The 18,169-nt window shown below is 67.8% G+C and carries 17 protein-coding genes and 1 pseudogene; 3 read left to right on the forward strand and 15 right to left on the reverse strand.

Annotation, left to right across the window (positions count from 1 at the left end; translation table 11 throughout):
- Positions 1-247: 247 nt before the first annotated feature.
- From NQV17_RS08550 to mltG, 8 genes are all read right to left on the reverse strand, one after another.
- On the reverse strand, positions 248-1,426 hold the full coding sequence (locus tag NQV17_RS08550; protein WP_257771423.1) for an AAA family ATPase: 1,179 nt from the start codon (positions 1,424-1,426) through the stop codon (positions 248-250).
- 31 nt (positions 1,427-1,457) lie between these two features.
- Entirely contained in the window at positions 1,458-2,630 is a 1,173-nt protein-coding gene (locus NQV17_RS08555) for a mechanosensitive ion channel family protein (protein ID WP_044843646.1), read from the reverse strand.
- 94 nt (positions 2,631-2,724) lie between these two features.
- Positions 2,725-3,081 (reverse strand): Rap1a/Tai family immunity protein, encoded by a 357-nt coding sequence (locus NQV17_RS08560; protein WP_044843647.1) that lies wholly within the window; start codon positions 3,079-3,081, stop codon positions 2,725-2,727.
- A 119-nt stretch (positions 3,082-3,200) separates the two neighbouring features.
- On the reverse strand, positions 3,201-3,911 hold the full coding sequence (locus tag NQV17_RS08565) for an ankyrin repeat domain-containing protein (RefSeq protein WP_257771426.1): 711 nt from the start codon (positions 3,909-3,911) through the stop codon (positions 3,201-3,203).
- 43 nt (positions 3,912-3,954) lie between these two features.
- Positions 3,955-4,734, reverse strand: a complete 780-nt coding sequence (locus NQV17_RS08570) for a TatD family hydrolase (protein WP_044843649.1) — start codon at positions 4,732-4,734, stop codon at positions 3,955-3,957.
- 79 nt (positions 4,735-4,813) lie between these two features.
- The gene (locus NQV17_RS08575; protein ID WP_044843650.1) at positions 4,814-5,842 is read right to left on the reverse strand and encodes a DNA polymerase III subunit delta'; all 1,029 of its coding nucleotides are present in this window, start codon (positions 5,840-5,842) and stop codon (positions 4,814-4,816) included.
- Between the two features lie 19 nt (positions 5,843-5,861).
- On the reverse strand, positions 5,862-6,482 hold the full coding sequence (gene tmk / locus NQV17_RS08580) for a dTMP kinase (RefSeq protein ID WP_044843651.1): 621 nt from the start codon (positions 6,480-6,482) through the stop codon (positions 5,862-5,864).
- Entirely contained in the window at positions 6,482-7,501 is a 1,020-nt protein-coding gene (mltG, locus tag NQV17_RS08585) for an endolytic transglycosylase MltG (protein WP_257771429.1), read from the reverse strand. Before mltG ends, tmk begins: the two co-directional genes overlap by 1 nt.
- Before the next feature lie 77 nt (positions 7,502-7,578).
- Between mltG and NQV17_RS08590 the strand changes: the two genes are divergently transcribed.
- On the forward strand, positions 7,579-8,613 hold the full coding sequence (locus NQV17_RS08590) for a folate-binding protein YgfZ (RefSeq protein WP_044843653.1): 1,035 nt from the start codon (positions 7,579-7,581) through the stop codon (positions 8,611-8,613).
- Between the two features lie 76 nt (positions 8,614-8,689).
- Positions 8,690-9,535: an NRDE family protein gene (locus tag NQV17_RS08595; RefSeq protein ID WP_124520189.1), complete on the forward strand. Its 846-nt coding sequence runs from the start codon at positions 8,690-8,692 to the stop codon at positions 9,533-9,535.
- A gap of 28 nt (positions 9,536-9,563) precedes the next feature.
- Here the strand turns inward: NQV17_RS08595 and NQV17_RS08600 are convergent, their stop codons facing one another.
- The 6 genes from NQV17_RS08600 to NQV17_RS08625 all read right to left on the reverse strand — a co-directional run bounded on the left by NQV17_RS08600 (position 9,564) and on the right by NQV17_RS08625 (position 14,568).
- Positions 9,564-10,004: a GNAT family N-acetyltransferase gene (locus NQV17_RS08600; protein ID WP_044843655.1), complete on the reverse strand. Its 441-nt coding sequence runs from the start codon at positions 10,002-10,004 to the stop codon at positions 9,564-9,566.
- Between the two features lie 34 nt (positions 10,005-10,038).
- Positions 10,039-10,998, reverse strand: a complete 960-nt coding sequence (locus NQV17_RS08605) for an alpha/beta hydrolase (protein ID WP_257771434.1) — start codon at positions 10,996-10,998, stop codon at positions 10,039-10,041.
- Positions 10,999-11,123: 125 nt separating this feature from the next.
- A complete protein-coding gene (locus NQV17_RS08610) occupies positions 11,124-11,603 on the reverse strand; it encodes a PaaI family thioesterase (protein WP_124570151.1) in 480 nt (159 codons plus the stop codon).
- Complete coding sequence (locus NQV17_RS08615) at positions 11,600-11,914, reverse strand: Dabb family protein (RefSeq protein ID WP_121858954.1); 315 nt, start codon at positions 11,912-11,914, stop codon at positions 11,600-11,602. Before NQV17_RS08615 ends, NQV17_RS08610 begins: the two co-directional genes overlap by 4 nt.
- A gap of 400 nt (positions 11,915-12,314) precedes the next feature.
- A complete protein-coding gene (locus NQV17_RS08620) occupies positions 12,315-13,436 on the reverse strand; it encodes a sensor histidine kinase (protein WP_257771439.1) in 1,122 nt (373 codons plus the stop codon).
- An 892-nt stretch (positions 13,437-14,328) separates the two neighbouring features.
- Complete coding sequence (locus NQV17_RS08625; RefSeq protein WP_257771854.1) at positions 14,329-14,568, reverse strand: hypothetical protein; 240 nt, start codon at positions 14,566-14,568, stop codon at positions 14,329-14,331.
- Between NQV17_RS08625 and NQV17_RS08630 the strand changes: the two are divergent.
- A pseudogene (locus NQV17_RS08630) lies at positions 14,492-16,601 on the forward strand (hypothetical protein). The gene NQV17_RS08625 and the pseudogene NQV17_RS08630 sit on opposite strands and share 77 nt — an antisense overlap.
- A 133-nt stretch (positions 16,602-16,734) precedes the next feature.
- Here the strand turns inward: NQV17_RS08630 and NQV17_RS08635 are convergent.
- A complete protein-coding gene (locus tag NQV17_RS08635) occupies positions 16,735-18,135 on the reverse strand; it encodes a sensor domain-containing diguanylate cyclase (RefSeq protein ID WP_257771441.1) in 1,401 nt (466 codons plus the stop codon).
- Between the last annotated feature and the right edge of the window lie 34 nt (positions 18,136-18,169).

Below are 18,169 nucleotides of genomic sequence, written 5' to 3' on the forward strand. Positions count from 1 at the left end.
CTGGCACATACTCCCCTCCGTGCAGCGCACGGCCGGCATCGCGCCGGCCGGATATCTCATTATTATTCGCGATCCCGATGCCCGGAAAGCACCGGGCTTTCATTTTATGGGTGTTGTTACAGACAGGATACATTCGCGCCCACGGCCGCCGGTCCGGCATCGGCGCGGCCGGACCGGCGCCGCGGGCCCGACGGTGGGCTGCCGGTGGCATGCCGCCGACGCGGCCGCGCGCGCACCGCTTTGCCCGTCAGCGCGACGGCCACTTCCATGGCGGCAGGTCGCGCGTGTCCGCATCGACGAGCACGGTCGCGCCGAGCTGCTTGTCGAGCACCAGGGACTCGCAGCCGGCCTCGCGTTCGAGCGTCGCGATGAGCCGCGCCGCGTGCGACACGACCAGCACCTGCGAACGCTGCGCGGCCTGCGCGATCAGGCGGCCGAGCGCCGGCAGCAGATCGGGGTGCAGGCTCGTCTCCGGTTCGTTCAGCACCATCAGCGCGGGCGGGCGCGGCGTCAGCAGCGCGGCCGCGAGCAGCAGGTAGCGCAGCGTGCCGTCCGACAGCTCGGCGGCCGACAGCGGCCGCAGCAGCCCCGGCTGGCGCATCAGCACGTCGAAGCGGCCGCGCCCGCCCGGATTGTCGATATCGATCGATGCGCCGGGGAACGCGTCGTCGATCGCCGCATCGAGCGCGGCGGCATCCCCGATTTCGCGGATCGTCTGCAGCGCGGCGGCCAGGTCGGCGCCGTCGTCCGCCAGCACCGGCGTGTGGGTGCCGATCTGCGACTGCCGGGCCGGCGCCTGCGCATCGGTCCGGAAATGATCGTAGAAGCGCCACGACCGGATCCGCTCGCGCACCGCGATCATCTCCGGCGCGCCGACCGGATCGGCGAACTCGGTCATCATGCTGTCGAAGCTCGCGACCGGCTGCGGCACCGTGTGCCAGTCGCCCGACTCGCTGCGCGCACGAATCTGCGCGCCCTGGCGGTCGACCAGCAGCGTCGACGGCCGCAGCAGCGCGCCGCCCCAGATGCATTCGCGCTTCACGACCGGATCGAGACGAAACATCGACGCATCGTTCTTCACCGGCAGGCCGAGATCGATCGCGTACCCGAAATCGTCGCCGGCGAAACCGAGCTTGAGGCTCACCGGTCCGTTGCGCACCGTGCCGGTCACCGGCGTGTCGCCGCTCAGCATCGCGCGCGAAAAGCGCTCGGGGCCGGCCCACAGCGTCGACGGCAGCCCGCCTTCGCGCGCGAGCGACGGAATCACGCGGCCCTGCGCGGTGTCGGCAAGCAGCCGCAGCGCGCGGTACACGCTCGACTTGCCGCTGCCGTTCGGCCCGGTCACGACGGTCAGCGCCGCGAGCGGCACGATCAGCTCGCGCAGCGAGCGGTAGTTGGCGATGGCAAGCGTCTTCAGCGCGGTCATGGAGGTGATGGCAGCAGGTACCGGCGCGCGTTCAGCGGCCTTCGGTGGCCTTCGGATCGGCCGCGGTGTTGGCCGCCGTGCTGGCGGCGGGCGGCCGCGCGTGCGGCCGTTCGGGGCTCGGCTCGCCCGGCGCCGAATCGTGCGGATACAGTTCCATCCGGCTGCGCGGCAGGCATTGCGGGAAACGCGCCTGCAGGTACGCGATCAAGCCCTCGCGCACGCGGCAACGCAGATCCCAGCACGCCGACGAGTCGGCCGCACTGACGAGCGCGCGCAACTGCATCGTGCGCTCGGTGGCATCGGTCACCTGCAGCACCTGCACGCGGCCGTCCCACTCGGGCGCCGCATGGACGAGCCGCGCGAGTTCCTCGCGCAGCGGCGCGAGCGGCGTGCGGTAGTCGACCGACAGGTAGACCGTGCCGATGATCTCCGAGCTGTGGCGCGTCCAGTTCGTGAACGGGTTTTCGATGATCCACTGCAACGGGACGACCAGCCTGCGCTGGTCCCACAGCCGCACCGACACGAACGAGCCGGTGATTTCCTCGATGCGGCCCCACTCGCCCTGGATCACGACGACGTCGTCGAGCCGGATCGGCTGCGTGAGCGCGATCTGCAGCCCGGCGATCAGGTTGCCGAGCACCGGCCGCGCGGCGATACCGGCGACGAGGCCGGCGACGCCGGCCGACGCCAGCAGGCTCGCGCCGACCTGGCGCACGTTCGGGAACGTCATCAGCGCGGCGCCCGTGCCGATGACCACGATCAGCACCATGACGGTCCGCACGAGCACCTTGGCCTGCGTGTGGACGCGCCGCGCGTGGAGGTTGTCGGCCGCATCCATCGGATGGGCCTGGATGATCGCGTCGCCGACGCCGGCCGCGAGCCGCACCAGCAGCCAGGTCAGCGATACGATGGAGCCGACTGCGGCCGCGGCGCGCATCCCGCCCACGAACGACATGCCTTCGTCCGTCTGGATCCACAGGAATTCGAGCGCAAGCAGCGCGAGCGTGACGAGCGAAGGTTTGTCGATGTAGCGCAGGATCACGCTCATCAGCGGATACGGCTGCGCGATGCGCTTGACGATGCGTGCGCCGAGACGGTGCACGATCACGACGACCAGCACGACCATGACCGACACGATCAGCGTGCCGGACCACGAATGCAACGGCGCATCGGCGATGCGCTGCAATTCCTCGATTGAATTCATCGGCGCCCGGGATGCTTCGGTTATGAGGCGCGGCGGCCTCGTCCTGGATGCGTCGGCGACGTCCGGGCAGCGCGCGCCCGGACCCGGTGTCAGATCAACTGCCGCCCTTGCAGGGGAATGCCTTGCCGAGACCGAGCGACACCGCGGTGCTCGCGTTGTAGTCGGCCAGCTTCGGGTTCTCCGCGATGTACTTGCGCACCGCGTCGGTCATCTGCTGCGCCCGGATGTCGGGCGGCAGGCAGAAATACTGCCCGACGCGCGGCCCGGTGGTGCCGCCGATCGCGTCGATCGTGTTGTAGACGCCATCGGCAGCGCCTTCGATGTAGGCCGCGCACGACGCCCGCGACTTGACGTCCGTCTTCGCGCACAGCCGGTCGAGATCCGCGCCCGTGAAAGCCGCCGCCGACAACGGCACGGCAAACGCCGCGGCACAAAACATAGCCCGCAACATGGTGTTCCTTATGTCAATGCGGCCTCGGGCCGCTTGCTGCGCTGACCGGCGCGGCGGCCGGACGCCCGCTGCCGGCCGGGTTGCGGCCGGCCGGGCGCTGCGCCACCGCGCCGAAACCGTCATTTTGCACTCTTTTGCGCATCTGCCGGCGCCGATGCACCGACACGCACCGTCCGCTTGCTCAGGATGTCGATCGCATCCGGCGCCTTGTAGTGCTGCGCGAACTCGAGCGCGGTGATGCCGAGCTGGTTCTTCACCTGCGGATCGGCGCCCTGGTCGAGCAGCAGGTTGACCGTCGACGCGTGGTTGCCGCGCGCGGCCATCATCAGCGGCGTCGTGCCGTTCGGCGACGCGGTGTCGATATACGCGTCGTGGTCGAGCAGGACCTTGACGACCTCGTCCTGGCCGTTGGTGGCCGCGTAGTGCAGCGGCGCCCAGCCCTTCTTGCTGACTTCCGCGCCCTTGTCGATCAGCAGCTTGACGAGCCCGACGTCGCCGTTCAGCGACGCGAGCATCAGCGCGTTCTCGCCAGCCTTGTCTTCCTTCTCGAGGTCGATGTTCGGTGTCGTGGCGAGCGCCGCGGCGACCTTGTCGGACTTCTCGCGCGCGGCGATCACGATCAGCGGGTCGCCGTTCGGCGCGATCGTGTTCGGATCGAGCTTGCCGCTCTTGAGCTGCTTGCCGATGTCGGCGATGTCGTCGAACTTGACCGCCTTGACGACCGCGTCGAGCGACTCGGCATGCGCGCCGGCGGCGGCAAACAGGCCGCTCGCGACGAGCGCGGCGGCGACGAGGGCGCGCTTGGGCTGGTATGTGGTCGGCTTCGTCATTGTTGTGGGCTCCTTCCCTGGGTTGTCGGCTGGGCGCGCGTCGTTAGCGGGCGATCTTGAACAGCCGGAAAAAGTTCTGGGTCGTCGCATCGGCCAGCGCCTCGACGGGGATGCCGCGCTCGGATGCGATAAAGCGTCCGACATGGCTGACGTACGCAGGTTCATTCGGCTTGCCGCGATACGGCACCGGCGCGAGGTACGGCGAGTCGGTCTCGATCAGCAGCCGCTCGAGCGGCACCCGCCGCGCGACGTCCTGCACGTCGGTCGCGTTCTTGAACGTAACGATTCCCGACAGCGAGATGTGGAAGTTCTGCGCGAGCGCCTGCTCGGCGACGGGCCACGGCTCGGTGAAGCAGTGCATCACGCCGCCCGGCACGTCCGCGCGTTCCTCGGCCATGATCCGCAGCGTGTCTTCCGACGACGAGCGCGTATGGATGATCAGCGGCTTCATCGTCGCGGTCGCCGCGCGGATATGCGTGCGAAAGCGTTCGCGCTGCCATTCCATGTCGGCGATCGAGCGGCCTTCGAGGCGGTAGTAGTCGAGGCCCGTCTCGCCGATCGCGACGACTTTCGGGTGCGCGGCCAGCTCGACCAGCTCCGCGAGCGTCGGCTCGCGTGCGTCCTCGTGATCCGGATGCACGCCGACCGACGCGTACACGTTGTCGTGCGCCTGCGCGATCGCGAGTACGTCGGGCAGCGTCTCGAAGTCGACCGACACGCACAGCGCATGCGTGACGTCGTGCTCGCGCATGTTCTCCAGCACGGCCGGCAGGCGGTCGGCGAGACCCTTGAAATTGATGTGGCAGTGAGAATCGACGAACATCGTGTTTCCTGAATACGTAAGGCGGGCGCTCATGCGCTCGCCGGCAGCCGTTTCCCCTCTTCAAGGAAACAATACGCGCTCACGCGAACATTTCCCGATAACCGAGAAACAGTTCCTCGAAGACGAGCCGGGCGTTGAGCGGATGGTTCTCGACCGTCCGCTGGCGCGTCACGGCCTTCATGAAGCGCGCGAACGCATTCGCGTCGACGGCTTCCGCGCAACGCGCGAGCGCGGCCGCCTGCATCGGGAAGTAGCGCGGCGCGCCCGCCATCCGCTGCGCGAGCAGATCGTACAGCCAGCGCTGCAGCCAGCCGAGCACCAGCGGCACCGGCAGCTTCTGCAGCGTCTCGCCGCACGCGAACGGATCGCACGCGGCGCCGGCGGCGAGCTGGCCGAGCGTGAAATCGCGCAGCGGGCGGTTCTCGTCGCTCGCGAGCGCCAGCGCGGCGAGCGGCGCGCCGCCGGCTTCGGCGAGCAGCGCGCGCGCATCGTCGACGCCCTGCGCCGCCAGCCACGCCGCGGCCGCGTCGGGCGCCGGCACGGTCATCGGCCACTGGCGGCAGCGGCTGATGATGGTCGGCAGCAGCCGGTCGATGCGCGCCGACACCAGCAGGAACACGACGCCCGACGGCGGCTCCTCCAGCGTCTTCAGCAGCGCGTTCGACGCGGCGACGTTCAGCGCCTCGGCCGGGTACAGCACGACGACGCGCGCGCCGCCGCGGTGCGAACCGACCCCGCAGAAGTCGAGCAGCGCACGCACCTGCTCGATCTTGATTTCCTTGCTCGGCGCGCGCGTCTTCTTGCCGCCGTCGTCCGCGTCGGCCGGCTTCGCGTCGTCGGCGGCGCCCGGCGCTTCGCCCGCGAGCGCCTCGGGCAGCACGATCCGGTAGTCCGGATGGTTGCCCTGCGCGAACCACGTGCAGGCCGCGCAGGTGCCGCACGGCTCGCCGTTCGGCTGCGGCGCCTCGCACAGGAAGCCCTGCGCGAGATGCTGCGCGAACTGCAGCTTGCCGATCCCGGCCTGGCCGTGCAGCAGCAGCGCATGCGGCCACTGCGCGCGCAGTTGCTGCAAGCGGTTCCAGTCGTCGGTCTGCCACGGATAGATCATGTGGTGCGTTCCTTGCGGGTTACAGCGCGGCGAGCACGCGTTCGAGCTGCTGGCGGATCTCGGGAATCGTCTGCGTCGCGTCGACGATCGCGAAGCGGTGCGGCGCCTCTTCCGCGCGCCGCAGGTATTCGCCGCGGGTACGCGAGAAAAACGCGTCCGATTCGCTTTCGAACTTGTCGGGCATGCGCGCGGCGCCGCGGCGCTCGCTCGCCACCTGCGGCGCGACGTCGAACAGCACCGTCAGGTCGGGCTGGAAACCGCCCTGCACCCAGCGCTCGAGCGTCTCGAGCTTGTCGCGCGGCAGCCCGCGGCCGCCGCCCTGGTAGGCGAAGGTCGCGTCGGTGAAGCGGTCGGACACGACCCAGTCGCCGCGCGCGAGCGCCGGCTCGATCACGAGCGCGAGATGCTCGCGACGCGCGGCGAACATCAGCAGCGCCTCCGTCTCGAGATCCATCGGCTGGTTCAGCAGGATCTCGCGCAGCTTCTCGCCGAGCTGCGTGCCGCCCGGCTCGCGGGTGACGACGACCTGCCGGCCGCTCGCGGCCAGCCTCGCCTGGAGGCGTTCGCAGAACCATTGCAGGTGGGTGGTCTTCCCCGCCCCGTCGATGCCTTCGAAGGTGATGAATTTACCGCTCGGCATTATTGACCTCGTATGTACTTGTCCACGGCCTTGTTGTGATCGCCGAGCGTGTCCGAGAACACGCTCGTGCCATCGCCCTTCGCGACGAAATAGAGCGCGCTCGTCGGCGCCGGATTGATCGCCGCCTGCAGCGAGGCGACGCCCGGCAGCGCGATCGGTGTCGGCGGCAGGCCGCGGCGCGTATAGGTATTGTAAGGAGTGTCGGCCTGCAGGTCGCGCTTGCGCAGGCGGCCGTCGTACGCGTCGCCGAGGCCGTAGATCACCGATGGATCGGTCTGCAGCGGCATCCCGATGCGCAGCCGGTTCGCGAACACCGCCGCGACGAACGCGCGATCGGCCGCATGGCCCGTTTCCTTTTCGACGATCGACGCGATCGTCAGCGCTTCGTAAGGCGTCTTGTACGGCAGCCCCGGCGCGCGCGCGGCCCATGCTTCGTCGAGGCGCGTCTGCATCAGGTGGTAGGCACGCCGGTAGATGTTCAGGTCGCTCGCGCCCTTGTCGAACAGGTAGGTGTCGGGGAAGAACAGCCCTTCGCCGCTGCCGCGCTGGATCGCGTTGTCGGGGGCGCCGATCGCGCGCAGCAGCTCGGCGTCGCTCATGCCGGCCGTCGCGTGCGCGAGATCGGGATTGCCGTCGAGTTCCGCGCGCATCCGTTTGAAGGTCCAGCCCTCGATCACCGTCGCGACGTACTCGTTCACGTCGCCGCGCGCGATCTTCTGCAGCACGTCGTACGGCGTGATGCCGGTCTTGAATTCGTAGTTGCCGGACTTCAGCCGGCTCGACAGCCCGAGCAGGCGCGTCATCGCGACGAAGCCGAACGGCTCGACCGGCACGCCGCCGTGCTTGAGCTGCAGCGCGACGCTCTTCACACTGCTGCGCGGCTTGATCGTGACGTCGAGCGTTGCGGCGCCCAGCAGCAGCGGCCGGGTCGCCCAGTAATACCCGCCGCCCGCGCCGGCAGCGGCCACAACGACGGCCAGCGCCACGACCGTCGCGGCGCATTTCTTCAGTAGGGACATGGAAACGAGACTCAGGTAAGACCCATATAATACTTGCTCGCCTCCGTCAAAGTCAGGGTTGACTGTTCCCTCATTCCATGAGCACACCATTCGCTTCACCGGCTGCCCAGCCCGCACCCGTCTCGCTCCCCGTTTTCCCCCGCCCGTCCGCCGCCGATTTCGACGCGCCGGGCGCCTGCATGCCGCTTGCGCAGTTCGGCGTGATCGACGTGGCCGGCGACGACGCCGCGACGTTCCTGCATACCCAGCTCACCAACGACATCGAGCATCTCGATGCCGCGAGCGCGCGCCTGTCCGGCTATTGCTCGCCGAAGGGCCGCCTGCTCGCGTCGTTCCTCGCCTGGCGCGCGGGTCACGGCGTGCGCCTGCTCGTCTCGAAGGACGTTCAGGCCGCCGTGCAGAAACGGCTGTCGATGTTCGTGCTGCGCGCGAAGGCGAAACTGACGGACGCGAGCGACACGCTCGCGGTGGTCGGCTTCGCGGGCGACGTGCGCGAAGCGCTGTCGGGCATCTTCGACGCGCTGCCGGACGGCGTGCACGTGAAGGTCGACGGCCCGGCCGGGGCGCTGATCCGCGTCCCGGACGCGGCCGGCCGCAAGCGCTACCTGTGGATCGGGCCGCGCGCGGAAGTCGACGCGCGTCTCGCCGCGCTCGCCGGCACGCTGCCGGTCGTGTCGCCGGCCGTATGGGACTGGCTCGACGTGCGCGCGGGCGAGCCGCGCATCACGCAGCCGGCCGTCGAACAGTTCGTGCCGCAAATGGTCAACTTCGACGTGATCGGCGCCGTTAACTTCAGGAAGGGGTGCTACCCGGGCCAGGAAATCGTCGCGCGCAGCCAGTACCGCGGCACGATCAAGCGCCGTACCGCGCTCGCGCACGTCGCCGGCGAGACCGACACCGTGCATGCCGGCGTCGAGCTGTTCCACAGCGACGACCCGGGCCAGCCGTGCGGGATGATCGTCAACGCGGCGGCCGCGCCCGCGGGCGGCGTCGACGCGCTGGTCGAGATCAAGCTGGCCGCGCTCGACAGCGGCACCGTGCACCTCGGTTCGGCCGACGGTCCGGCACTCGCGTTCGACGCGCTGCCGTACCCGTGGCCGACGGAAGCGTGACGCACTGACAACCCGGTCGCACGCCGGCTCGCACGATGCAGCCGGCGCCCGATGTTTCCTGCGAGAGATTCGCCCGATGTGTCTGATTGCCTTCGACTGGCAGCCCGATGCCGCCGCCGGTCCCGTCTTTACCCTGACCGCCAACCGCGATGAGTTCTTTCGCCGTACGAGTGCGCCGCTTTCGTGGTGGGAGGATGTGCCGGGCGTGCTGGCCGGCCGCGATCTCGAAGCGGGCGGCACGTGGCTCGGCGTATCGCGCGACGGCCGCTTCGCGGCGCTGACCAATTACCGCGCGCCGTTCGACATTCGCGCGGGCGCGCCGACCCGCGGCAAGCTCGTGTCCGATTTCCTCCGCGGCCCGTCCGTCGCGCCGCTCGACTATCTCGGCGAGCTGGCCGAGCACGCGGCCGTGTACAACGGCTTCAACCTGCTGGTCGGCGACTGGAAGCGGCGCGAGCTCGCGTGGTTCTGCAACCGCGCGGCCGAAGGCGAAACCCGCGTCGCCGCGCCGGTCGCGATCGCCGCCGGCGTGCATGCGCTGTCGAATGCCCGGCTCGATACGCCCTGGCCCAAAGTCGTGCGCAAGCGCGCGGAACTCGGCACGCTGCTGACCGACAACCCGGCCCCGTCGCTCGACGAGCTGATCGAGCTGATGCGCGATCCGCATGTCGCGGACGACGACGCGCTGCCGCACACCGGCATTCCGATCGAGCGTGAGCGTGCGCTGTCGGCCGCGTTCATCGAGACACCCGAATACGGCACGCGCGGCACGACCGCGCTGCGCGTGACGATGAAGGAAGGCGTGCGCCTGACGGTCGACATCAAGGAACGCTGCGACGACGACGGCTCGCACCGCACCGTTCGCCCGGGCAGTTTCGAGCGTGCGTTCACGTTCGACATCGACGCGACGCCGCCGCGCTGAGCCTGCGGCGGGAGCGGCGCGGGCGGCGCTACGGCGCGCGCGCCATCTCGACGTGCGGCACGCCGATTTCGACGAACGGCTCGCCGATTGCCGCGAAGCCGTGCCGCACGTAGAACGACACCGCGGCATCCTGCGCGTAAAGCCGCACGACCGGCTCGCCGCGATGCCGCGCCGCATCCAGCAGCGCATGCAGCACGGCCGATCCGGCGCCCTGCCCGCGCGCGTCGGCCAGCACCGCGACGCGGCCGATCGTGCCGGTGCGCAGCAGCCGTCCCGTCGCGACCGCGCGGCGTGCGCCGGTCGCCGCATCGACCCGGTAGGCAACCGCGTGCAACGACAGCGGATCCTCGTCGTCCAGTTCCCATTCCGGCGGGATCCGCTGCTCGCGCACGAACACCGCATCGCGAATCCGTGCGGCATCGCCGCCCAGCACGGCCCAGTCGCCCGTTTCCACCCAGCCGTCGGTCATCGCTTCCTCCGCGCGGCGCCGGGCGCCGCCCCCGTCAAACGTCGTCGAATGCGGCCCTGAGCGCCGCCACCGCGTCGGCATGCGCGGCCCGCACCTCCGGCACGTAGCCGCCCATCTTGAAGAACTCGTGGATCATCCCCGGATAGCAGACCAGCGTAACCGTATTGCCTGCCGCGCGCAGCTTGTCCGCGTACGCGGCGCCCTCGTCGCTCAGCGGATCGTATTCGGCCGTCGCGATCCAGGCCGGCGCGACACCGGCGAACGACGGCGCGTCGCGCGTGCCGTCGAGCGGCGCGAAGCGCCAGTCGTCGCGGTCGGACCGATCGCGCAAGTATTGCGTGAAGAACCACTGGATCGTGTCCTGCGTCAGCAGGTAGCCGTTCGCGAGCCGTCCGTGGGATTCGGTGTCCTGGTGACCCGTCACGCCCGGATAGATCAGCAGTTGCAGCGCAAGCCCGATGCCCGCGTCGCGCGCGAGCACCGCGCAGACCGTCGCGAGCGTGCCGCCCGCGCTGTCGCCGCCGACCGCGAGCCGCGTCGCATCGATGCCGAATGCGGCGGCCTCGCGATGCAGCCAGCGCAATGCATCGTCGGCGTCGTTCACCGCGGTCGGGAACCGGTGTTCGGGCGCAAGCCGGTAGCCGACCGACAGCACCGCGCATTGCGCGTCGCGTGCAAACATCCGGCACAGCGCGTCGTGCGTATCGACGCTGCCGACCGTGAAGCCACCGCCGTGGTAATAGACGAGCGCCGGCAGCGGTTCGGCGAGGCTCGGCTCGACCGGAAGGTACAGCCGCGCGCCGATCGAGCGGCCGTCGCGTGTCGGCACGACGCAGGCCTCGACCGAATGCATCGGCGCCGGCGCGACGTCGAGGATCGGCGCGCTCTTCTCGTACGCGGCGCGCGCCTGCTGCGCCGTCTGGTGGTGATAGGACGGACGTTTCGCGCGCTCGACCATGTCGAGCACCTGGGCAATCTTCGGATTCAGCGGCATCGGTGAGGACGGCGCGAACGGCGCCGTGAACGGACAAGCGTCACATGATGCCACGCCGCGCGGTGCCGGGCCGCCGCGCAAAACGGCCCTGCCGGTGAAAAGGCAGGGCCGTTCGTCGAGGGCGCTTACGCGTCGCTCGGGCCGGGCTGCGCATCCGGCGCGGTGCGGGTGCGTTGCCGCTTGATGTCGCGGCCCACCGCGAGCCGCCGCATGTACTTGAACGTGCCGAGCGCCTTCGCGACGAAGTTGCCGTCGCTGTCGCGCACTTCGCCTTCGCAATACGCCATCGTCGTCGAACGATGCATCACGCGTCCGTATGCGCGCAACTCGCCGCGCCCGGGCTGCATGAAGTTCACCTTCATCTCGACCGTGACGACGCCGACGCCGTCGTCGGTCAGGCTGCGCGCGGCCATCGCGAGCGCGATGTCCGACAGCGTCATCGTCACGCCGCCGTGCGCGATGCTCCACGTGTTCATGTGCCGCTCGTCGAGCGGCAGCACGATCTCGCTCGCACCGTCCTTCGCGGACACGAGCCGCACGCCGAGCAGGTCGACGAACGGGCTTTCGATCGACGGGCCGGCCGCCGGGGATGTCGCGTCGCTCATCGTGCGCTGTCGGACAGGTAGTCGACGCACTGGCGCGATTCGGCCACCGCCACGATGAACTTCTTCACTTCCTGGTGAACCGGGTGCACCTGATACGCATCGAGCGCGGCCTGGTCCGTGAAATCGGACACGAGCACGACGTCGGACGTCGCTTCGAGGCCCGGCGTCGCGATGCCGACGTCGAGTTGCAGGATGCCCGGCACGAGGTCACGGCAGCCTTCGAGCTTTTCCTTCAGCTTCAGCGCGTTCTGCGCGCGCGTGCCGCCTTCGGCCGATTCCTTCAGCTTCCACATGACGATGTGTCTAATCACTTCCGTTGCTCCTGTTCGTGTTGGTTCGGCGGTTCGCCCAGAACCTTGTCAGCCGGGTATCACACAGCCTGTTCATCGTTCGCTCACGTTCGTCGAAATCGCGCCCTGCCGGGAAAAAGCGGGTATCCAAGCCGGTACAAGTTCAAGACTCCAACCACGATACCCGCTTTTTCACCGTGCCACTTGCGGACGTCACGATTCGGCTGGCGAAAGCAGCCGACAAGCGTACCAAACTTGCCGGCGCGAATGGACGGCATCTTGAGATGCGCCCATCTGGCTAGAAGCGCTGACGGTATCGATACGGGATTGCCGGAAAGGAAATCGTATTCGCGATCGGCGAATCGCCCTCCGCATTCCGGTTGTAAGCCCCGCATGGCTGGCCGCCATCGCGAACCACGGCTCACGCGCCTCTCGGCAGGCGCACCTCGAATACTGTTTCCGTCGGATCGGACCGCGCGTCAATACGGCCGTGATGTGCCTTTGCGATTTCGCTGGCGATGTACAAGCCGAGCCCCAACCCGACATCGTCACTCGCACTTGCCGATTGGTCGGCTCCGCGCTGAAGGGGGTCGAAAATGCGCTCCAGCGTGAGTCGGTCCATCGCCGGCCCTCTATTCCCAACCTCGATGAGCACTTCCTTGTCAGCCGATACCGCCGTCACCCGCACCGGCGTTTTGGACGCGCCATACTTGATCGCGTTGCTCACCAAATTACTCAGCAATTGCTGCATGCGCTGATCGTCCCAGTCCCCCCGGAGGTCGCCGCTTACGTCGACCTCAATTTCCCGATCCGGATGAGCCGCCCGCAGTTCGTCGACCACATTGGCGAGCACACGTGCGAGATCGACATTGCGCGGAACAACGTTGATGCCCAGCCCGAGCTGGGTTCGATTGAAATCGCAGAGATCGTCAAGGAGGCCTTGCATGCGCCCCCCGCTTCTGATCAGCCGGGCGGCGGCCTCCGATACCTCTTCTCCCGCATTGAGCGCCGCCAGATAAGTCGCCGTGATCTGAATGGTCTGGAGCGGCGTGCGCATGTCGTGACCCAGCATGCCCAACAACAAGTTGCGAGCCTGCTCGACCTGCTCGGTAAAGAAAGCGACTGATTCCGCGAGCGCCTGATCGATCGCCTCGTTGAAACGAATCATGTCGTCCATGTGAGGCAACCCCGGCTGGCACTCGTCGATCCACAGGCGCAACACGCTGGCACGCAGCGCCCGATACTCGGCCGCCAGTTGATTGATGTTGAAACCTCGTCGGGCGCGCAGCACGGCATGCGTCTGCGCGGCGGTTTCCGTGGCGTTCACCGGCTCGGGCGCGCGCCCGAGCGATTTTTCGTGTTGCTCGTCCCGCGTTTGCGGGGTGCCGATGTCCTTGGCCACGGCCTCCAGGATCCCACGCGCATGGTCGCGTAGCGCGAACGAGTCCATGCTCCTCGCGGCCGGTAACAGCGTGGCGGCAAACGCTTCCCACTGCACCAGGATCGACTCCATGTTCCGCACGATGAAATCAGCTAGTCGCATGTCGCCCCACATAACGAAATGAACGGTGGATGCTCCTGTGATACCGCACGAGATCACGCGAATACCAACGATCGAAGACGCTTACATGGCAAGCCGCGCGTAAAGCCGTCGTCAGGTGCCCTCTATCGTATGGTGATTTGCTCGGCCCCAAGACGGGCCACCGCGCGAAGCCGCAACTGCAAATATGCAACAACTCGTGGTATTGCGAACTTCGTGGTTACCCGTCGAAGGCGCGGCTACGCCTGGCTATCAAAGCAACTTTCACGACCTGCGCTTCGCGTTTTTCGAATCGGCCACTGCCGCGCCCGTCACCGATCCCTCCGCGCAACGGTCATGGCGGACGACACTGCCTGCCAAATTTGACGGCTCTCATTGGGGCAATCGCCGGTGCGCGCGCGGCGAATCGCGCGTCCAGCGGCCGCGATGGTCTCCGTTTCCCGGTGAATTCACAGGAATGCCCATTGCTCGGCCGAATCGTATCGCGTCATACACGCGATCGCTATGCGTTTCATGCATTACCGATTAATCTCCGATTTGAAGCGCGATTTCGGATCAATCGACCTCTCGTTATCCGGATTGGTTATTAATTTCGATGGAATCGCATCTTTTACCGGCTCGCCGGGTAATAATTACGAAAATCAAATAAAACACATCGAAATCGATCGAACACGATTGACTTTGGCTTTCATGAAAATCTAGAATCCCCTACAACATCTTTCATCTGATTTTTCCAGCACCGGCAGCGTCTCGTCCTTCGCCCACCGAACGTGGTCTCCATCGACCTCACCCGTTTCGTGACGGGTGGTGTGGGCTATCGTTTTCCATACTCAGCCTTTATCGCTCCCCCGATTAAAAAAGCGGTTCAATCCGCCCCGCAAGCATCACACCACGATTAATCCGGGCATTTTCCGAATGCCTGCGACACAGAACGAAGCGGATCGAGCCGCCCGCTCATCCGGCATTTCGATAAAAAAATCGCGGTCGTCAGGAGGGTCGTCATGAACGTGCATCGCTTCACGAAATCGCTGTGTCTGGGATTCGTCTGCGCCGGCCTGCTGGCCGCCTGCAACGACGACGACGTCCGTTCAAACGACCCGCCACCCTCTTCCAGCGCCGCGCTGTCGTTCCGCATGGACGCCGGCGGGCAGATCAACGCGTTCTACCGGCAGGACAAGGTCGCGGCCCATCTGCTGGTGCGCTCGTCGACGAAGCCGCGCCTGCTTGTCGTGTTTCCGGCCGGCAACAGCGGCACCGGGCTGTGGTTCGACGACACCGCGCAGCCGGTGAACTGGAGCCTCGACACGCCGCCGTCCGCACTGTCGGCACCCGACCCGCACGGCCGCCCGCTGTACGGCATCGGCGCCGACGTGTCGGTCGACACAGACACGCTGACGATCCGCCAGGGCGTGCTCAGCAACGTGCGCTTCCTGCGCGACTTCAACGGCGGCGCGACGATTCCGCCGGAGATCGTCACCGCCCCCGACGATCCAGGGCAGCGCCGCGCAATGGCAGCGCGACCGGCTCGACGGCGCCCCCGGCTACGCACTGCGCATCACGCTGCGGGACGGCGGCAGCATCGCGACGGCCGCGGACGGCAAGCTGGTGCTGCGCGCGGCGGCCGGTACGCGCACGCTGAAGCTGCATGTCGACGCGCTGTCGGGCGAGACGCCGATGTCGCCGATCACGCGCGCCGACCTGCTCGCGCCGTCCGCGAACCCGGACCCGGTCAGCCAGAACGTGCTCGAATTCCTGAGCTTCCACGACAAGCTGCTGGCCGGCTCGTGGCAGTACGACACCTATTTCGGCCGCGACACGCTGATTTCGGTGCGCATGCTGATGCCGGTGCTCGAACCGGCGGCGATCGAGGCCGGCCTGACGTCGGTACTGAGCCGCCTGTCGAACGACGGCAAGGTCGCGCACGAGGAAGGCATCGGCGAATTCGCACTGGTCGACAACGCGAAGCACGGCCGGCCGAACGATGCGACGCCGACCTACGACTACAAGATGATCGACAGCGACTACCTGCTCGCGCCGATCGCGGCGGCGTGGCTGATCGACGACACGCGCGGCCAGGCGCGCGCGACCGCCTATCTCGCGCAACGCGGCGGCGACGGTCAGACCAATGGCAGCCGGCTCGTCGTCAACCTGCTGCACGTCGCGGCGACCGCGCAGCCGTTCGCGCAGCAGCCGTCGGTTGCGAACCTGATCCACCTGCGGCCCGGCGAGATCGTCGGCAACTGGCGCGACAGCACCGACGGGCTCGGCGGCGGCGTCTATCCGTACGACGTGAACGCGGTGCTCGTGCCGGCCGCGCTGCGCGCGGCGAACGCGTTCCTCACGCGCGGCCTGCTCGATCCGTACCTGGACGCCGGGCAACGCGCGGCACTCGCGAACACGGCGGCCGAAGCGGCCACGTGGGAACGGCAGGCGCCGCCGCTGTTCCAGGTGAGCGTGCCGGCCGCACAGGCGACGACCGACGTGTCGGCGTATGCGCCGTCGGCCGGCGTACCGGCCGGCACCGCGCCGGGCGCGCCGCTCACGTTCTACGCGTTGTCGCTCGACCAGCAGGGCACGCCGGTTCCGATAATGAATTCCGACGGCGGCTTCGCGCTGCTGTTCGGCGCGCCGCCGGACGACGAACTCCAGCGCATCGTCGCCGACGTCACGCGGCCCTTCCCGACCGGGCTCGTCACCGAGGTCGGGATGGTGATCGCGAACCCCGCGTATGCGAGCCAGGCACTGTGGCCGAAGTTCACGAGTTCCGCGTATCACGGCACCGTGATCTGGTCGTGGCAGCAGGCGATGTGGGTCGCCGGGCTCGATCGGCAACTCGCGCGCCAGGATCTGTCGGACACGACGCGCGCGCTGCTGGCGCAGGCACGGCAGACGATCTGGCAAGCGATCTCGAACGGGCGCGACATGCGCACGTCGGAGATGTGGACGTGGTCGTACGCGAACGGCCGGTATCAGACCGACGCGTTCGGCACGCGCAGCGCTGACGCAACCGAGGCCAATGCGGCGCAGCTGTGGAGTACGACGTATCTCGCGATTCGCGATCCGCAACTGCGGACCGGCAAGTACTGGTGGCAGGCGGCGGAGCGGATGCGGGATGCGCAGCCACAGCAGGCGGCGGCCATTGCGGCGCGCCAGACGATGCACCAATGAAACGAAAGCCCCGCACGCATAATCGCGTACGGGGCTTCATTCAGGCCGGACTCGAACCGCGCGGACATCGCATCGCGCCGCCGTTGCGCTGCATCCGCGCACACCACGTCGCCGGATGCGCGACGCTCGTCCGTCAGTGCGCGACCACGCGATTGCGCCCGTCCCGCTTCGCCTGATACAAGCGTTCATCGACCGCCCGCAGCAACGCATCGACCGTGCTCCCGTCGACCCCATACTGCGCGACGCCGACACTGACCGTCACCTGCACGCGCTTGAAATCCAGCCCGAACGGCGAACTCGCGATCGACGAACGCACGCGCTCGGCCGTCATGCGCGCGCCCTCGAGCGGCATCTCGGGCAACAGCGCCATGAACTCCTCGCCGCCGACTCGCGCGAGCGCACCGGCCGGGCGTATCGCCTCGAGACACTGGCGCACGACGCCGCGCAGCACCTCGTCGCCGATCTGGTGCCCGTATGCATCGTTGATGTTCTTGAAGTTGTCGAGATCGAGCGCAAGCAGGCAAAACGGCGTGCCGTCGCGTTCCGCGCGCACGATCTCGCGCTCGACCTGCGCGATGAACTGGCGGCGGTTGGACGCGCCCGTCATCGGATCGGTCGCGGCCATGTATTCGAGCTTCTGGTTCGTGCGGCGCAGTTCCTGCAACGCACTCTCGGTGCGCGCCATCGATTCCGACAGCCGGCTCATCAGGTCTTCCTGGCTGTAGATCGCCGAGAACGAGCGCGTCGTCTGCAGCGCCTGCACGACGCCGTAGCTGAGCAGGAAGAACCCGCCCGCGAAGATCGCATGCGCGAGCCACCACATGTGATTCCACGGCTTGCCGAGGATGAACGCGAGCGACGACAGCGCGAACGCCATGATCGACACGCCGTAGATCACCATCAGCGGCGAGCGGATGCGCCGCGCGAGCAGCACGCCGACGTTCAGCAGCGAAAACACCAGCGCGCCGCCTTCCATCGACAGCCGCGTACCCGGCGCGCCGGCGACCGGCGAATAGGCGATGTACGCAACCGCCACGTTGACGGTCACGAACAACATGACCCACGGCAGCCACGTGCGTGCGCGCGCACGCTTCTCCACCCGATCGGGCGGCTGCGAATACGACAGCAGGCCCGTGAGCAGTAGGATCGACATCACGAGGCGCGAGGCGGGCCCGTACAGCAGGAACAGCCAGATGTTGTGGTGCGCCATCCCGGTGAACACACCGTGCAGCGCATAGATCATCGCGAAGCCGAGAAAGCCGAGCGTCAGCCAGCGCAGCAGCGGCTCGCCGGACGATCGGTAGCACACCCACGTCACGTAGGTGACGAACGCGCCTTCGAGGGTCGCGGCCGCGATCGCGATTTCATGGAACGCGTGGTTCTCGAACACGACGTGCGGATCGCTGAAGAACCACAGATAGGCAATCAGATAGGCCGGCAGCAATGCAAAACCGACCAACAGGCATTTTGCGTAGAGCTTCGCGGCCGCGCTGACGACGCGCGGCGGTTCCCCGGCTGCATAGGTCGTGCTCAATTTGGTCCCCGTTTCGGTCTGCTGCGTGGTTCGA

The sequence above is a fragment of the Burkholderia sp. SCN-KJ genome (assembly GCF_024656005.1).
Taxonomy (GTDB): domain Bacteria; phylum Pseudomonadota; class Gammaproteobacteria; order Burkholderiales; family Burkholderiaceae; genus Burkholderia.